Origin of the sequence: Herbaspirillum sp. VT-16-41 (assembly GCF_001994935.1) — a bacterium.
Taxonomy (GTDB): Bacteria; Pseudomonadota; Gammaproteobacteria; order Burkholderiales; family Burkholderiaceae_D; genus Herbaspirillum; species Herbaspirillum frisingense.
The window spans coordinates 244,604-258,548 of the sequence record NZ_MUXB01000114.1; the positions used below are offsets into that span (position 1 = coordinate 244,604).

At 63.6% G+C, this 13,945-nt stretch carries 9 protein-coding genes; 2 read left to right on the top strand and 7 right to left on the bottom strand.

All coding sequences use genetic code 11. From position 1 onward, the window contains the following. Positions 1 to 22: 22 nt before the first annotated feature. The 7 genes from BTM36_RS16425 to dapC all read right to left on the bottom strand — a co-directional run bounded on the left by BTM36_RS16425 (position 23) and on the right by dapC (position 7,620). Complete coding sequence (locus tag BTM36_RS16425; protein ID WP_077237107.1) at positions 23 to 826, bottom strand: cystine ABC transporter substrate-binding protein; 804 nt, start codon at positions 824 to 826, stop codon at positions 23 to 25. Positions 827 to 961: 135 nt separating this feature from the next. Next, a complete protein-coding gene (locus BTM36_RS16430) occupies positions 962 to 2,947 on the bottom strand; it encodes an ATP-binding cassette domain-containing protein (RefSeq protein ID WP_077237108.1) in 1,986 nt (661 codons plus the stop codon). A gap of 50 nt (positions 2,948 to 2,997) precedes the next feature. Continuing rightward, positions 2,998 to 3,888, bottom strand: a complete 891-nt coding sequence (gene prmB / locus BTM36_RS16435) for a 50S ribosomal protein L3 N(5)-glutamine methyltransferase (RefSeq protein ID WP_077237257.1) — start codon at positions 3,886 to 3,888, stop codon at positions 2,998 to 3,000. Between the two features lie 24 nt (positions 3,889 to 3,912). Then, the gene (gene dapE, locus BTM36_RS16440) at positions 3,913 to 5,040 is read right to left on the bottom strand and encodes a succinyl-diaminopimelate desuccinylase (RefSeq protein WP_077237258.1); all 1,128 of its coding nucleotides are present in this window, start codon (positions 5,038 to 5,040) and stop codon (positions 3,913 to 3,915) included. 2 nt (positions 5,041 to 5,042) lie between these two features. Next, a complete protein-coding gene (locus tag BTM36_RS16445) occupies positions 5,043 to 5,402 on the bottom strand; it encodes an ArsC family reductase (RefSeq protein ID WP_077237109.1) in 360 nt (119 codons plus the stop codon). Between the two features lie 114 nt (positions 5,403 to 5,516). Then, positions 5,517 to 6,350: a 2,3,4,5-tetrahydropyridine-2,6-dicarboxylate N-succinyltransferase gene (gene dapD, locus BTM36_RS16450; protein WP_006462557.1), complete on the bottom strand. Its 834-nt coding sequence runs from the start codon at positions 6,348 to 6,350 to the stop codon at positions 5,517 to 5,519. 58 nt (positions 6,351 to 6,408) lie between these two features. Next, entirely contained in the window at positions 6,409 to 7,620 is a 1,212-nt protein-coding gene (gene dapC / locus BTM36_RS16455; RefSeq protein ID WP_077237110.1) for a succinyldiaminopimelate transaminase, read from the bottom strand. A 376-nt stretch (positions 7,621 to 7,996) separates the two neighbouring features. Here dapC and BTM36_RS16460 point away from each other — a divergent pair, with 376 nt between their 5' ends. Next, a complete protein-coding gene (locus BTM36_RS16460; protein ID WP_077237111.1) occupies positions 7,997 to 9,772 on the top strand; it encodes a methyl-accepting chemotaxis protein in 1,776 nt (591 codons plus the stop codon). Between the two features lie 211 nt (positions 9,773 to 9,983). Beyond that, positions 9,984 to 13,514 (top strand): chromosome segregation protein SMC, encoded by a 3,531-nt coding sequence (smc, locus tag BTM36_RS16465; protein ID WP_077237112.1) that lies wholly within the window; start codon positions 9,984 to 9,986, stop codon positions 13,512 to 13,514. Positions 13,515 to 13,945: the final 431 nt, after the last annotated feature.

Genomic DNA, 13,945 nt, shown 5'->3' on the forward strand with positions numbered 1-13,945 from the left:
ATGGAGCGCCGGTGAGCGCGCCTTATTGTGCTTTCGGCGGCTGGCTTACGTCAATGCCGAACCACTTCTCGGAAGCGGCCTTGAAGCTGCCATCGGCCTTGATGTCGGCCAGGGCCTTGTTCAGCGCGGCCTTGAATTCCGGGTTGCCCTTGCGGAAGGGGATACCGATCTTGTCGACCGTGCCAATGGGACTGCCGGCCTTCAAGGGCAGGTTTGTCGACTTCAGGATGTAGCCGACCAACAGGCTGTCGTTGAGGGCAGCGTCGATGCGACCGGCGGCCAGGTCAGCCAGGTATTCCGGCGAGCCCGGATAGGTGCGCACGTCGATGCCCGGCACGGCCTTGGCCTTCTGTTCGAAGTTGGTGCCCTGGCCGAGGCCGAGCTTCTTGCCCTTCAGGTCGTCCAGATTCTTGAATTCGCGCTTTTCATCCTTGCGCACGATCAACTGGGCGCTGGAGAGGGTGTAGGGATCGGAGAAGTCGAAGGCCTTCTGGCGTTCGTCGGTAATGCCCACCTGGTTGATGATGACGTCATACTTGCCGGCGCCCAGGCCTGCCAGGATGCCGCTCCATTCGGTGGTGGTGAAGACGGGTTTCACGCCCAGCTTGGCCGCCAGCAGCTTGGCCACGTCGACCTCGAAGCCGGTCAGCTCGCCCGTCTTGGCGTCCTTGAAGTTGAACGGCGGATAGTTGCCTTCCAGCGCCACTTTCAGGGTGCCGCTGCTCTTGACCGATTGCAGCAGGTCAGCTGCGGAAACGCTCAGGGAAGAGGCCAGCAGTGCAGCGCCAACGCCAGCCAGCAGCCATTGCTTGATGTTCTTGTTCATTTGTCGATTTCCTTTCGAAAACAATCGCCACGAAAATGCAGCCAGGTCGCCATGATGCCTTCGTTTTGCCGAACTGCAAGGGCAGGCTTAAGACTTTGATGTAGAAAGCTTATGCCGGCCCCCAGCCAGGCGGCATCAGGCCTGCAGTTGCTCCAGCGCTTCCTGCTGCTCCAGCCACTCGTTCTCCAGCTGTTCGAGCTCCTTGCTGCAATAGGCCTGGTCAGTGATGAGCGTCTTCAGTTCTTCCTTGTTGGCCGCATCGTAGATATCGGCACTTCCCAGCCGCGCATCGATGTCAGCCTTGCGCGCATTGAGCTTGGCGATCTGTTCATCCAGCCGCTTGATGCGCGTCTCGATGGGCTTCTTCAGCGCCGACATCTTCTGGCGCTGCTCGGCTTCCAGTCGCTTCTGCTCCTTGCGGTCCACATTGCTGGCCGACGAAGCGGCATCCACCACCTGGCTGGCCGTGGGCAGGGGCGCTGCGGCAGCCGCATCATTGCGTGCGGCCAGCTTGGTCTTGAAGAGCCAGTCCTTGTAGTCGTCCAGGTCGCCGTCGAAGTCTTGCAGCTTGCCCTCGGCCACGATCAGGAACTGGTCGGTGGTGGCGCGCAACAGATGGCGATCGTGGGACACCAGGACCAGCGTACCTTCGAACTGCGCCAGGGCCATGGTCAGGGCTTCGCGGGTTTCCAGGTCGAGGTGGTTGGTCGGTTCGTCCAGCAGCAAAAGGTTGGGGCGCTGCCAGACGATCAGCGCCAGGGCCAGTCTCGCTTTTTCGCCACCCGAGAAGGGCGCGATGGAGGACGAGGCCATGGTGCCGTTGAAGTTGAAGCTGCCCAGGAAGTTGCGCAACTCCTGCTCGCGCACATCCGGCGCCAGTCGCGTCAGGTGCCACAGCGGCGATTCGTCATGGCGCAGCATCTCCACCTGGTGCTGGGCAAAGTAACCGATCACCAGCCCCTTGCCCAGGCGGGCCGTGCCGGACAAGGGATCGATCTCGCCTGCCACCGTCTTGATCAGCGTGGACTTGCCGGCGCCGTTGACGCCCAACAGGCCGATGCGCTGGCCGTTTTGCAGCGAAAAGTCGATGCCATGCACGATGATCTTGTCTTCATCCGGCGCGCCGTTCTTGCCCTCGATGTGATAGCCGGCATTGACCTTTTCCATCACCAGCAAGGGGTTGGGCGCCGACAGCGGTTCGCGGAACTCGAAGGAGAATTCGGCCGCCGCGCGCAGCGGCGCCAGTTCTTCCATCTTGGAGAGCGCCTTCATGCGGCTCTGCGCCTGGCGCGCCTTGGTGGCCTTGGCCTTGAAGCGGTCGATGAAGGATTGCAGGTGGGCGCGCTGGCGCTGCTGCTTCTCGATCATGCCGGCCATCAGTTCCAGCTGGGCCGCGCGCTGGCGCTCGAAGGCGCTGTAGTTGCCGGAATAACGCTTGAGCTTGCGATCATCGATATGAACGATGACATTGACCACGCCATCCAGGAAATCGCGATCGTGGGAAATGATCAGCAGGGTGCCCGGGTAGCGCTTCAACCAGTCTTCCAGCCAGATGATGGCATCCAGGTCCAGGTGGTTGGTCGGTTCGTCCAGCAGCAGCAGGTCGGACGGGCACATCAGCGCCTGTGCCAGGTTCAGGCGCATGCGCCAGCCGCCCGAGAAGCTGGCCACCGGCCGCGCCATCTGTTCCAGCGAAAAGCCCAGGCCCAGCAGCAACTGCTCGGCACGCGAGCGCACCGTATAGGCGTCGGCATCGGCCAGGGCGGTGTGCAGTTCGGCGATGTGGTTGCCGTCGTGCTTGTCATCGGGCTGCGCTTCGGCACGGGCCAGATCGGCTTCCAGTTGGCGCAGGTGGGCGTCGCCATCGATGGCGTATTCGATGGCCGGACGGTCCAGCGCCGGCGTTTCCTGCGCCACGTAGGCCATGCGCCAGCGTGCCGGGAAATCGATATTGCCCTGGTCGGCGTGCAGTTCGCCACGCAGCATGGCGAACAGGCTGGACTTGCCGGCGCCATTGGCGCCGATCAGGCCGATCTTGTCGCCCGGGTTGAGCGTCAGGTCGACATTCTCCAGCAGCGGCTTGACGCCGCGCTGGAGGGAGACTTGCTGGAAACGGATCATCGGTGATTCACAATCAGTGGAACGCGGTGGAGCAGGGCGGGCCTGGCAGTTCAGCCCAGTTGCAGTTGTTCGGCCGTGACCAGGAACACCATGTCGTCACCGGCGCTGGTGGTCAGCCAGGTCAGTTGCAGTTCCGGGAAGGCGGCTTCGGCAAAGGCGCGTTCGTTGCCGATCTCGACCACCAGCACGCCTTCGGGCGTGAGGCGTTCAGCGGCGCCAGCGACGATCTTGCGCACCAGGTCCATGCCGTCTTCGCCGCCGGCCAGCGCCAGTTGCGGCTCGCGCAGGTATTCCTGCGGCAGCTTGGCCATGGAACCGGAATTCACATACGGCGGATTGCTGATGATCAGGTCGTACTTGCGGGCCGGCAGCTTGGTGTAGAGGTCCGACTCGACCAGGGTGATGCGATCCTGCAGCTGGTACTCGTCCACGTTCTTGCGCGCCACCGCCAGTGCATCGGCGGAGATATCGACGGCATCGATCTGCGCATGGGGGAAGGCGTCGGCCAGCAAGACCGGCAGGCAGCCCGAACCGGTACACAGGTCCAGCGCATTCACGATGGCTTCCGGGTCCTGGATCCACGGCGAGAAATGCTGCGGAATCAATTCGGCGATGAAGGAACGCGGCACGATCACGCGCTCATCGACGTAGAAGCGATAGGCACCCAGCCAGGCCTCGTTGGTGATGTAGGCGGCCGGCACGCGGTCCTTGCTGCGGCGTTCGATCACGCGCATGACGGAGGCAATTTCCTCGGGCAGCAGACGTGCATCGAGGAAGGGATCGAGCTGGTCCAGCGGCAGCTTCAGCGTATGCAGGATCAGGTAGGCTGCCTCGTCCAGCGCGTTGCTGCTGCCGTGGCCGAAGAACAGTTGCTCGGTGTTGAAACGGGTCACGGCGTAGCGCAGCAGGTCGCGCACGGTGGAGAAATTGTTGGGGGTCATGATGTTCTCTTCAATGCCGGGCACTCAGGCCAGCAGGTTTTCCAGCGTCTTGCGGTAGATGTTCTTCAGGGGATCGATGTAGCGCACCTCGATGTGCTCGTCGATCTTGTGGATGCTGTCGTTGGGCGGCCCGAACTCGATCACCTGCGGGCAGATCTGGGCGATGAAGCGGCCATCGGAGGTGCCGCCGGTGGTCGACAGTTCGGTCTCCAGGCCGGTCTCGTCCTTGATCGCCTTGGCCAGCGCGTCCGACAGGTCGCCGCGCGGGGTCAGGAAGGGCAGGCCGCCGACCGTCCACTTCAGGTCGTATTCCAGGCCATGCTTGTCCAGGATGGCATGCACGCGCTGCTGCAGGCCCTCCACGGTGCTGGCGGTGGAGAAGCGGAAATTGAAGTCGATCACCACTTCGCCCGGGATCACATTGGAGGCGCCGGTGCCGCCGTGGATGTTGGAGACCTGCCAGGACGTCGGCAGGTAGTATTCGTTGCCCGCATCCCACTGCTCGGCGACCAGCTCGGCCAGCGCCGGCGCGGCCTGGTGGATGGGGTTGCGCGCCAGTTGCGGATAGGCGATGTGGCCCTGGATGCCCTTGACGGTCAGCTTGCCCGACATGGTGCCGCGGCGGCCGTTCTTGATCATGTCGCCCAGGGTCTTGGCCGAGGTCGGCTCGCCCACGATGCAGTAGTCCAGTTGCTCGCCGCGTGCCTTCAGGGCATTGCAGACCACCACGGTGCCATCGATGGCCGGGCCTTCTTCATCGCTGGTGATCAGGAAGCCGATCGAGCCCTTATGATCCGGATGGGCCGCGGTGAACTCCTCGCAGGCCACCACCATGGCGGCGATCGAGGTCTTCATGTCGGAGGCGCCACGGCCATACAGGCGGCCATCGCGCAGGGTCGGCTGGAAGGGATGCGATTGCCACTTCTCCAGCGGGCCGGCGGGCACCACGTCGGTGTGGCCGGCGAAGACCACCAGCGGCTGGGCTGTGCCCTTGCGCGCCCACAGGTTGGTGACGTCACCGGACTGGATGGTCTCGCAGACGAAACCCAGGGGCGCGAGCAATTCCGCCAGCCGCGCCTGGCAGCCTTTGTCTTCAGGGGTGACGGAAGAAAGGGACATCAATTCCTGGGTCAGGGCCAGCGTCTTGCTCATGATCATTTCTCGAAAATGTGTTGATACTGATCGGCCTTGAAGCCGACGTGATAGTGCTTGCCATCGAAGAGCACCGGGCGCTTCACCACCGAGGGGTTTTCCACTATGAGTGCAACTGCGGCAGCGTCATCGGTGATGGCGGCCTTGCGTTCGTCAGGCAGGGCGCGCCAGGTGGTCCCCTTGCGGTTGACCAGCACGTCGCGCTCCACGTCCTTCAACCAGGCTTGCACCTGTGCGGCCTCCAGGCCGGCCTTCTTGAAATCATGGAAATGGAAGGCGATCCCTTGCTCGTCCAGCCACACGCGGGCCTTCTTGACGGTGTCGCAGTTGGGGATGCCGTAGAGGGTGATCTTGTCGCTCATGCTCGTTCTCGCGCTTTGCAATCGGGGCCACTAGAACACGACGCCGCGCCGGTGTACGAGACGACCGGCGCGGCGCGTGGTGATGCAGGACTTCAATAAAGCCGCAAGGCGGGATTACTCGCCGCGCAGCAGTTCGTTGATGGAAGTCTTGGAACGGGTCTGGGCATCGACCTTCTTGACGATGATCGCGGCGTACAGGCTGTACTTGCCATCCTTGGAGGGCAGGTTGCCCGGTACCACCACGGAACCGGCCGGCACGCGGCCGTAATGCACTTCACCGGTTTCGCGATCGTAGATCTTGGTGGACTGGCCGATGTACACGCCCATGGACAGCACCGAGTTTTCTTCGATGATGACGCCTTCGACCACTTCCGAACGGGCACCGATGAAGCAGTTGTCTTCGATGATGACCGGACCGGCCTGCACCGGCTCCAGCACGCCGCCGATGCCGACGCCGCCGGACAGGTGAACGTTCTTGCCGATCTGCGCAGCCGAGCCGACGGTGGCCCAGGTGTCGACCATCGTGCCTTCATCGACATAGGCGCCGATGTTGACGTAGGAGGGCATCAGCACCACGTTGCGGCCGATGAAGGAACCGTGACGAGCCACCGCCGGCGGCACCACGCGGAAGCCACCCTTGGCGAAATCTTCGGCGGTGTAGTTGGCGAACTTGGTGGGCACCTTGTCGTAGAACTGCGGGTAGCCGGTACCGGCCGACATCGGCACGTTGTCTTCCAGGCGGAACGACAGCAGGATGGCCTTCTTCACCCATTGGTTGACTTCCCACTGGCCGACGCCTTGACGGTTGGCGACGCGCAGGGTGCCATCGTTCAGGCCTGCGATCACTTCGGCGACTGCATTGCGGATGTCGGCCGGAGCGCTCTTGGGGGACAGGCTGGCGCGGTCTTCCCACGCCTGATCGATGATTTGCTGAATGGACTGTGTCATGTTGGTATCTATGAACGGTTGGGTGAAAGGGGTATTGGTCTCGCTTGTCGGCGGGCTTTTAGCCCTGGCCGGCGAGTTTCTTGGTAAAGGCGACGATGCGTTGCGCCGCCTCCAGGCATTCCTCGACTTCGGCCACCAGCGCCATGCGGATGCGACCGGCGCCCGGATTGACGCCATGCGCCTCGCGCGCCAGGTAGCTGCCGGGCAGCACCGTGACATTATATTCGGCGTACAGGCGACGGGCGAATTCGGTGTCGCTGATGGCGACCAGCTTGTCGACCTTCGCCCAGAGGTAGAAGGCCGCGTCCGGCAGCGCTACGTCCAGCACTTCCTGCAACAGCGGGGTGACCTGCGAGAACTTGGTGACGTACTTGGCGATGTTGTCCTGGACATGGGTCTCGTCCTTCCAGGCCTCGACCGACGCCGCCTGGATCACCGGGCTCATGGCGCCGCCATGGTAGGTGCGGTAGAGCAGGAATTTCTTCAGGATCGCCGCATCGCCGGCCACGAAGCCCGAGCGCATGCCCGGCACGTTGGAGCGCTTGGACAGGCTGGAAAAGGCGATCAGGTTGCGGTAGTCGCGGCCCAGCTTGCGGGCGGCTTCCAGGCCACCCAGCGGCGGCTCCTGCTTGAAGTAGATTTCCGAATAGCACTCGTCGGAAGCGATCACGAAGCCATAGCGATCCGACAGGGCGAACAGTTCCTTCCAGTCTTCCAGCGTCAGCACCGCGCCCGTGGGGTTGCCGGGCGAGCAGACGAACAGCAGCTGCACGCGCTCCCACACCTCCTGCGGCACCTGGCTGAAGTCCGGTGCAAAGTTGCGCGCCGGGTCGGAATTGACGAAGTACGGCAGGGCCCCGGCCAGGTAGGCCGAGCCTTCGTAGATCTGGTAGAACGGGTTGGGGCACATCACCAGCGCGCCAGGCCTGGTGGGGTCGATCACGGTCTGCGTCAGCGAGAACAGTGCCTCACGCGAACCATTGACCGGCAGGATTTCGGTGGCCGGATCAGGGCGCGGGATGCCATAGCGATTCTGCAGCCAGTCGGCAATCGCGCCGCGCAGGGCATCGCTGCCCAGCGTGGCCGGGTAGGAAGCCAGGCCGGCCAGGTTGTCGGTCAGCGCGCGCTTGATGAATTCCGGTGTCGGATGCTTGGGCTCGCCGATACCCAGGCTGATCGGACGATAGGCCGGATCGGGCGTGATGCCGGCGAAGAGCTTCTTGAGCTTTTCGAAGGGATAGGGCTGCAGTTGGTCGAGTAGGGGATTCACGTCGCTGGGGCTGGAGTAAAGCTGCCCGGGCCGGCAACTGGCCGGATCATCAGCGAGAACGCGATCATCAGGCAGGAAGGACGGCCACGGCAAAGGGCTGGGAAAGCTTGCGATTATACCGTCATTGCCGCGCCGATGGTCGCCTGGCGAATTGATACGATGACATGCATGAGAGACAAGAGGTCCGGTTGCCGGCAAGCGGGCTGCGCAGGTGTTCAGTCCATGTTGCGGCCACGTTATGAAATGTGCAATCCCGAAAATCAGGCCTGCGTAGCGGGTGTATTCAGCGGATTGTCAGCAAGCTTTCGGGGGTATTGTGGGCGCTCGCCAAAACTGGCCGGCTCACAAGGCTGGCACTGAACCCCGGAGAACAAGAATGAAAAGCCTAAAGGCGCAGCTACTGTCTGCGCTGGTCGTGATGTGGGTTGGTCTGTTGCTGCTGGCCGCCTGGTCGGCCTTCAGCGCCCGTGAAAACATGATGGACGAACGTAAGGACGGCCTGCGTCGCGTGGTCGAGGCCGCCAATGGGGTGGTCAACAGCTATGTGGCCGATGTCGCCGCCGGCAAGATTTCCAAGGAAGAGGCGCAGAAGAACGCGCTGGAGCGCATCGCCGCCATGCGCTATGACGGTGACAACTACCTTTTCATCTTCGATTCCCGCCCGGTGGTGTTGATGTTGCCCTCCAACAAGGCCATGATCGGCAAGAACGTGGCCGATCGCAAGGATTCCGAGGGCAAGGCCTATTACGTCGAGATGATGAAGGTCGGCCAGGAAAAGCAGCAAGGCTTCGTCCAGTACATGGGGCGCCTGCCTGGTACCGATGACAGCAACCGCACCCCCAAGATGAGCTATGTCGTGCACAACAAGACCTGGGACTGGTTCATCGTCACCGGCGTGTTCCTGAGCGACGTACAGGCACAGTTCCGCAGCGACCTGATCCGGCTCCTGGGCATCCTGCTGGTGGTGGGCGTGGTGGTGTCGGTGATGATGCTGGCCATCATCCGCCGCATCACCGGCAGCCTGGGCGGCGAGCCGGCCTATGCGGTGGGCATCGCCACCCGTATTGCCAATGGCGACCTGACCGTGAAAGTCGATACCCGGCCCGGTGACAAGCGCAGCTTGCTCTACGAGATGGCGACCATGCGCGAACGCCTGGCCGGGGTGATCAAGGGCATCCGTCAGGGCACCGATGCCATCGATGTCGGTGCGCACGAGATCGCGGCCGGCAACCTGGACCTGTCTTCGCGTACCGAAGAGCAGGCTGGTTCACTGGCGACCACCGCGTCCAACATGGATTCGCTGACCGCCACCGTCAAGCAGAACGCCGACAACGCCCGCCAGGCCGGGCAACTGGCCAACAACGCTTCGGAAATCGCCAAGCGCGGGGGCGAGGTGGTGGGACAGGTAGTGCAGACCATGGAAGGGATTACTGAAAGTTCGCGCAAGATTTCGGACATCATCGGCGTCATCGATGGCATTGCCTTCCAGACCAATATCCTGGCCCTGAACGCCGCCGTCGAGGCGGCCCGGGCCGGCGAGCAGGGCCGCGGCTTTGCGGTGGTGGCTTCCGAGGTGCGCTCGCTGGCCCAGCGTAGCGCCCAGGCCGCCAAGGAAATCAAGGCCCTGATCGAAGATTCGGTGCAGCGCGTGGGCAGTGGCTCCGACCAGGTGGCCCGCGCCGGTGAAACCATGGGCGAGGTGGTCTCGGCGGTGCATCGCCTGACCGATATCGTCAGTGAAATCTCGGCCGCTTCCGAAGAGCAGCGCCGCGGCATCGAACAGGTCAACCTGGCCATTGGCGAGATGGACCAGGTGACCCAGCAGAATGCGGCTCTGGTCGAGGAAGCCGCCGCCGCAGCCGGCTCGCTGGAAGAGCAGGCGCGACGCCTGAAGGCGGCCGTGGCCACCTTCCAGGTCGAAGGCGAGGCCTCCGCCGCGGAAGCTGCTGCGCGCCCGGTCCCGGCAATGGCGGCCAAGCCGGCGTCCGCGCCGGCCTTCAAGCCGACCCCGAAGCTGACGCCGAAGGCGGCCGCTCCGGCGAACCCGGCAGCCCCCGTCAAGGCAGCTGCGCTGGCCATGCCGGTGGCCAAGCCGGCCGCCGGGAAGAAGCCGGCGCCCACCGGCGATGATGGCGACTGGGAAACCTTCTGATCCTTGCCGCCGCCGTAGGTAGTGCTTGACGCTGTGCCAATGCAAGTCGGCGCAGCGTTTTTCATTGGGCGAGGAAGGGGCGGCGACAGCGCCGGCCAGGGCTCGGAGGAGGGCCGTTTTTGGCCGTGGCGGGGGCTGGCGATGTTATGATACCGGCCTTCCCGGAAGCAAAATTCCCGCTTTCCCTCAATTGTTCTAATTTGTCGATAACGTGCGTCTAACTTCCATCAAATTATCTGGATTCAAGTCCTTCGTCGAGCCTACGCATTTCCAGGTTCCGGGGCAGCTGGTAGGCGTGGTCGGACCCAACGGCTGCGGCAAATCCAACATCATCGACGCCGTGCGCTGGGTGCTGGGCGAGTCCAAGGCTTCGGAACTGCGCGGCGAGTCGATGCAGGACGTCATCTTCAACGGCTCCACCCACCGCAAGCCGGCCGGGCGCGCCTCGGTCGAACTGGTGTTCGACAATTCCGCCGGCAAGGCGGCCGGCCAATGGGGCCAATATGCCGAAATCGCCGTCAAGCGCACCCTGACCCGCGACGGCACCTCGTCCTACTACATCAACAACCAGTCGGTGCGTCGCCGCGACATCCAGGACATCTTCCTCGGTACCGGCCTGGGCCCCCGCGCCTACGCCATCATCGGTCAGGGCATGATCTCGCGCATCATCGAAGCGCGCCCCGAAGAGCTGCGCATCTTCCTGGAAGAAGCCGCCGGCGTCTCCAAGTACAAGGAGCGCCGCCGCGAGACCGAGAACCGCCTGCACGACACCACCGAAAACCTGACCCGCCTGGAAGACATCCTGCGCGAGCTCAACGCCAACCTGGAAAAGCTGGAAGCCCAGGCCGCCGTGGCCAAGAAATTCCATGAGCTGCAGAACGATCAGGAAGAAAAGCAGAAGCTGCTGTGGCTGCTGCGCAAGAACGAAGCCAAGGCCGAGCAGGAAAAGTTCTTCAAGGAAATCGAACGCGCCCAGATCGACCTGGAAGAGCAGACCGCCAAGCTGCGCCACGTCGAGGCCGAACTGGAGCACATGCGCCAGGCCCACTATGGCGCCGGCGACCGCCTGCACCAGGCGCAGGGCCATCTATACCAGACCAACTCCGAGATCGGCAGCCTGGAAGCGCAGATCAAGTTCGTCATCGAATCGCGCAACCGCCTGCAGGCCCAGTTGAACTCCCTGGGCGCGCAGCGTGACCAGTGGCAGCGCCAGGGCACGCAGCAGCAGGAAGAATTGGCCGAGGCCGAAATCCAGCTGGAAGAATTCGGCATGCGCGTGGAGCAGGCCCAGCACGCCGTGCAGGACACCAGCGACCGCCTGCCCTCGCTGGAAGCCGCCTGGCGCGAGTCGCAGCTGAAGACCACGGAATCGCGCGGCAAGATCATGCAGGTGCAGCAGCAGATCGAGCTGCAATCGACGCACCAGCGCAATGCCTCCAACATCCTCTCCGGCCTGGCGGTGCGCCGCGAGCGGCTGATGCAGGAAAAGAATGGCATGGCCCTGCCCGACGAGACGCACCTGTCCAACCTGCGCATGCAGCTGGAAGAGAAGCAGGCCTCGCTGGAAGAGGCCAGCATGTATCTCGAAGAGGCGCAGGAGCAGTTGCCGCGCCTGGAAGAAGAGCGCCGCACTGCCCAGGAACTGGTGAGCAAGGAAACCTCGGCCAACGCCCAGCTGGAAGCACGCCTGAGCGCCCTGAAGCAATTGCAGGAAAGCGTGCAGGCGCAAGGCAAGGTCCAGCCCTGGCTGGAAAAGCACGGTCTGGCCGAACTGCCGCGCCTGTGGCAGAAGTTGCACATCGAATCCGGCTGGGAAACTGCGCTGGAAGCGGTGCTGCGCGAGCGCATGTCGGCCCTGGAAATGTCCAACCTGGACTGGGCCAAGGCCTTCTTCAGCGATGCACCGCCGGCCAAGCTGGCGCTGTACGCCCCCAATGCCGGGCTGGCCCAGCCGGAAGCGCAGCCGGTCGCCGGCCTGAAGCCCTTCGTGGGCCTGCTGCAGCTGAACGATCCGGGCCTGCGCGCCCTGATGAACGACTGGCTCAACCACATCTACATCGCCGACGACACGGCTACCGCCTTTGCCGAACGTTCGAAGCTGCCGCTGGGTGGCCTCTTCGTGACCCGTCAGGGCCATGTGGTGAGCAATTCCAGCGTGCGCTTCTATGCCTCCGATTCGGAGCAGGACGGCATGCTGGCGCGCCAGCAGGAAATCGAGAACATCACCAAGCAGCAGCGCGCCCAGTCCATGCTGGCCGAGGAAGCCAAGGGCCGCGCCGTGCGCGCCGAGGCCGCTCTGTCGGGCGCCTCGCAGCGCCTGCAGGAACTGCGCCAGCGCGTCAATTCGCTGACCCAGTCGGCGCACAGCCTGCAGATCGAAGTGATGAAGCTGGCCGAGGTGCAGGAGCGCTTCAACCAGCGCAGCACCCAGATCGCCACCGACCTGGAAGAAATCGGCATGCAGGAAGCCGAACAGCAGCAGGTCCAGGCCGAATCCGAAGCGCGCTTCGAGGAACTCGATATCGAACTGGCCGAGCTGCAGGAGCAGCATGAAAACGGCCAGACCGATTACCTCAACAAGGAGCAGCAGCTCAACGACGCCCGCACCCGCCTGCGCGAGCTGGAGCGTGCGGCCCAGGAGACCGAGTTCGCCGAGAAGTCGCATCGCAACAAGATCGAGGAATTGAAGCGCGGTATCGCCACCGCCCTGGAACAGGCGGCGCAATTGTTCGCCAGCATGCAGCAAGGCTCGCTGGAGCTGGAAAGCCTGGACGACCAGGCCGCCCAGGCCGGCCTGCAGGAGTTGCTGGACCGTCGCAGCGAGCAGGAACGCGCACTGGCCGATGCCCGTCACGAACTGGACCAGCTGTCCCAGCAATTGCGCTCGCATGAAGAAAGCCGCATGCAGGCCGAACGCAGTCTGCAGCCGCAGCGCGACCGCATCACCGAACTGCAGTTGAAGGAACAGGCCGCGCGCCTGAACCAGGAGCAGTTCTCCGAAGCCCTGGCCCAGACCCAGGCCGACGAGGCCGCGCTGTCCGAGAAGCTGACCAGCGACATGCGCCCGTCCTACCTGCAAGGCGAAGTGACCCGCCTGACCAATGCCATCGCGGCACTGGGCGCGGTCAACCTGGCCGCGCTGGATGAACTGGCCACGGCTTCCGAGCGCAAGCACTTCCTGGATGCGCAGCATGCCGACCTGAACGAAGCCATTACCACCCTGCAGGATGCGATCCACAAGATCGACATGGAAACCCGCGACCTGCTGCAAGACACCTTCGACAAGGTCAACCACCACTTCTCGGAGCTGTTCCCGGTGCTCTTCGGCGGTGGCCAGGCCAAGCTCATCATGACCGGCGACGAGATCCTGGATTCCGGCGTACAGGTCATGGCGCAGCCGCCGGGCAAGAAGAACGCCACCATCCACCTGCTCTCGGGTGGCGAGAAGGCACTGACGGCGACCGCACTGGTGTTTTCCATGTTCCAGCTGAACCCGGCGCCGTTCTGCTTGCTCGACGAGGTCGACGCGCCGCTGGACGATGCCAACACCGAACGCTTCGCCAACATGGTCAAGCGCATGTCCGACCATACCCAGTTCCTGTTCATCTCCCACAACAAGATCGCCATGGAAATGGCGCAGCAACTGATCGGGGTGACCATGCAGGAGCAGGGCGTGTCGCGCATCGTGGCGGTGGACATGGAGTCGGCCGCCAACTTCTCCAGTGCCGAGCAGGCGGCCTGATGTCGGGTGCGGGATGCCTTTTGCCGGGAGTGCCAAGGCCTTTGTCGGCTTGACAAGCAGGGGGCGCGACCGTACCCTGAAAAACTTGTCGACCGGCCCGGTCCGGGCGTCTGCCCAGCCGGTGTCGGGTCGGCGCTGCGTTTGCCGCAGCATTCGCAGTAGCTTCGATTCTCGGCCCCCACGGGCCATGGAAAAATAACAATATCTTGACCGCGATCTTGCCGTACTCCTTCCGTCCGACGCGCCCGATGTCCGCCTGCCTGGCCGACGCCGATGGCGGCGCAGCAATGCCGAGCGTGGCAGCGACGGACGCGCATGTACCGGCGGCCGCGGTCGGCCTTCTTGGATTGATAGGATTCGGATTTCTTCGATGAGCAGCTTTTCCCAGCCGACCATGCCCTGCGGCGCCCATGATGGCGCCCCCCAGCCAG

Coding starts and splice junctions, on each gene's coding strand:
- BTM36_RS16425 (WP_077237107.1), bottom strand. CDS start 826: ATGAACAAGAACATCAAGCAATGGCTGCTGGCTGGCGTTGGCGCTGCA.
- BTM36_RS16430 (WP_077237108.1), bottom strand. CDS start 2,947: ATGATCCGTTTCCAGCAAGTCTCCCTCCAGCGCGGCGTCAAGCCGCTG.
- prmB (WP_077237257.1), bottom strand. CDS start 3,888: ATGACCCCCAACAATTTCTCCACCGTGCGCGACCTGCTGCGCTACGCC.
- dapE (WP_077237258.1), bottom strand. CDS start 5,040: ATGAGCAAGACGCTGGCCCTGACCCAGGAATTGATGTCCCTTTCTTCC.
- BTM36_RS16445 (WP_077237109.1), bottom strand. CDS start 5,402: ATGAGCGACAAGATCACCCTCTACGGCATCCCCAACTGCGACACCGTC.
- dapD (WP_006462557.1), bottom strand. CDS start 6,350: ATGACACAGTCCATTCAGCAAATCATCGATCAGGCGTGGGAAGACCGC.
- BTM36_RS16460 (WP_077237111.1), top strand. CDS start 7,997: ATGAAAAGCCTAAAGGCGCAGCTACTGTCTGCGCTGGTCGTGATGTGG.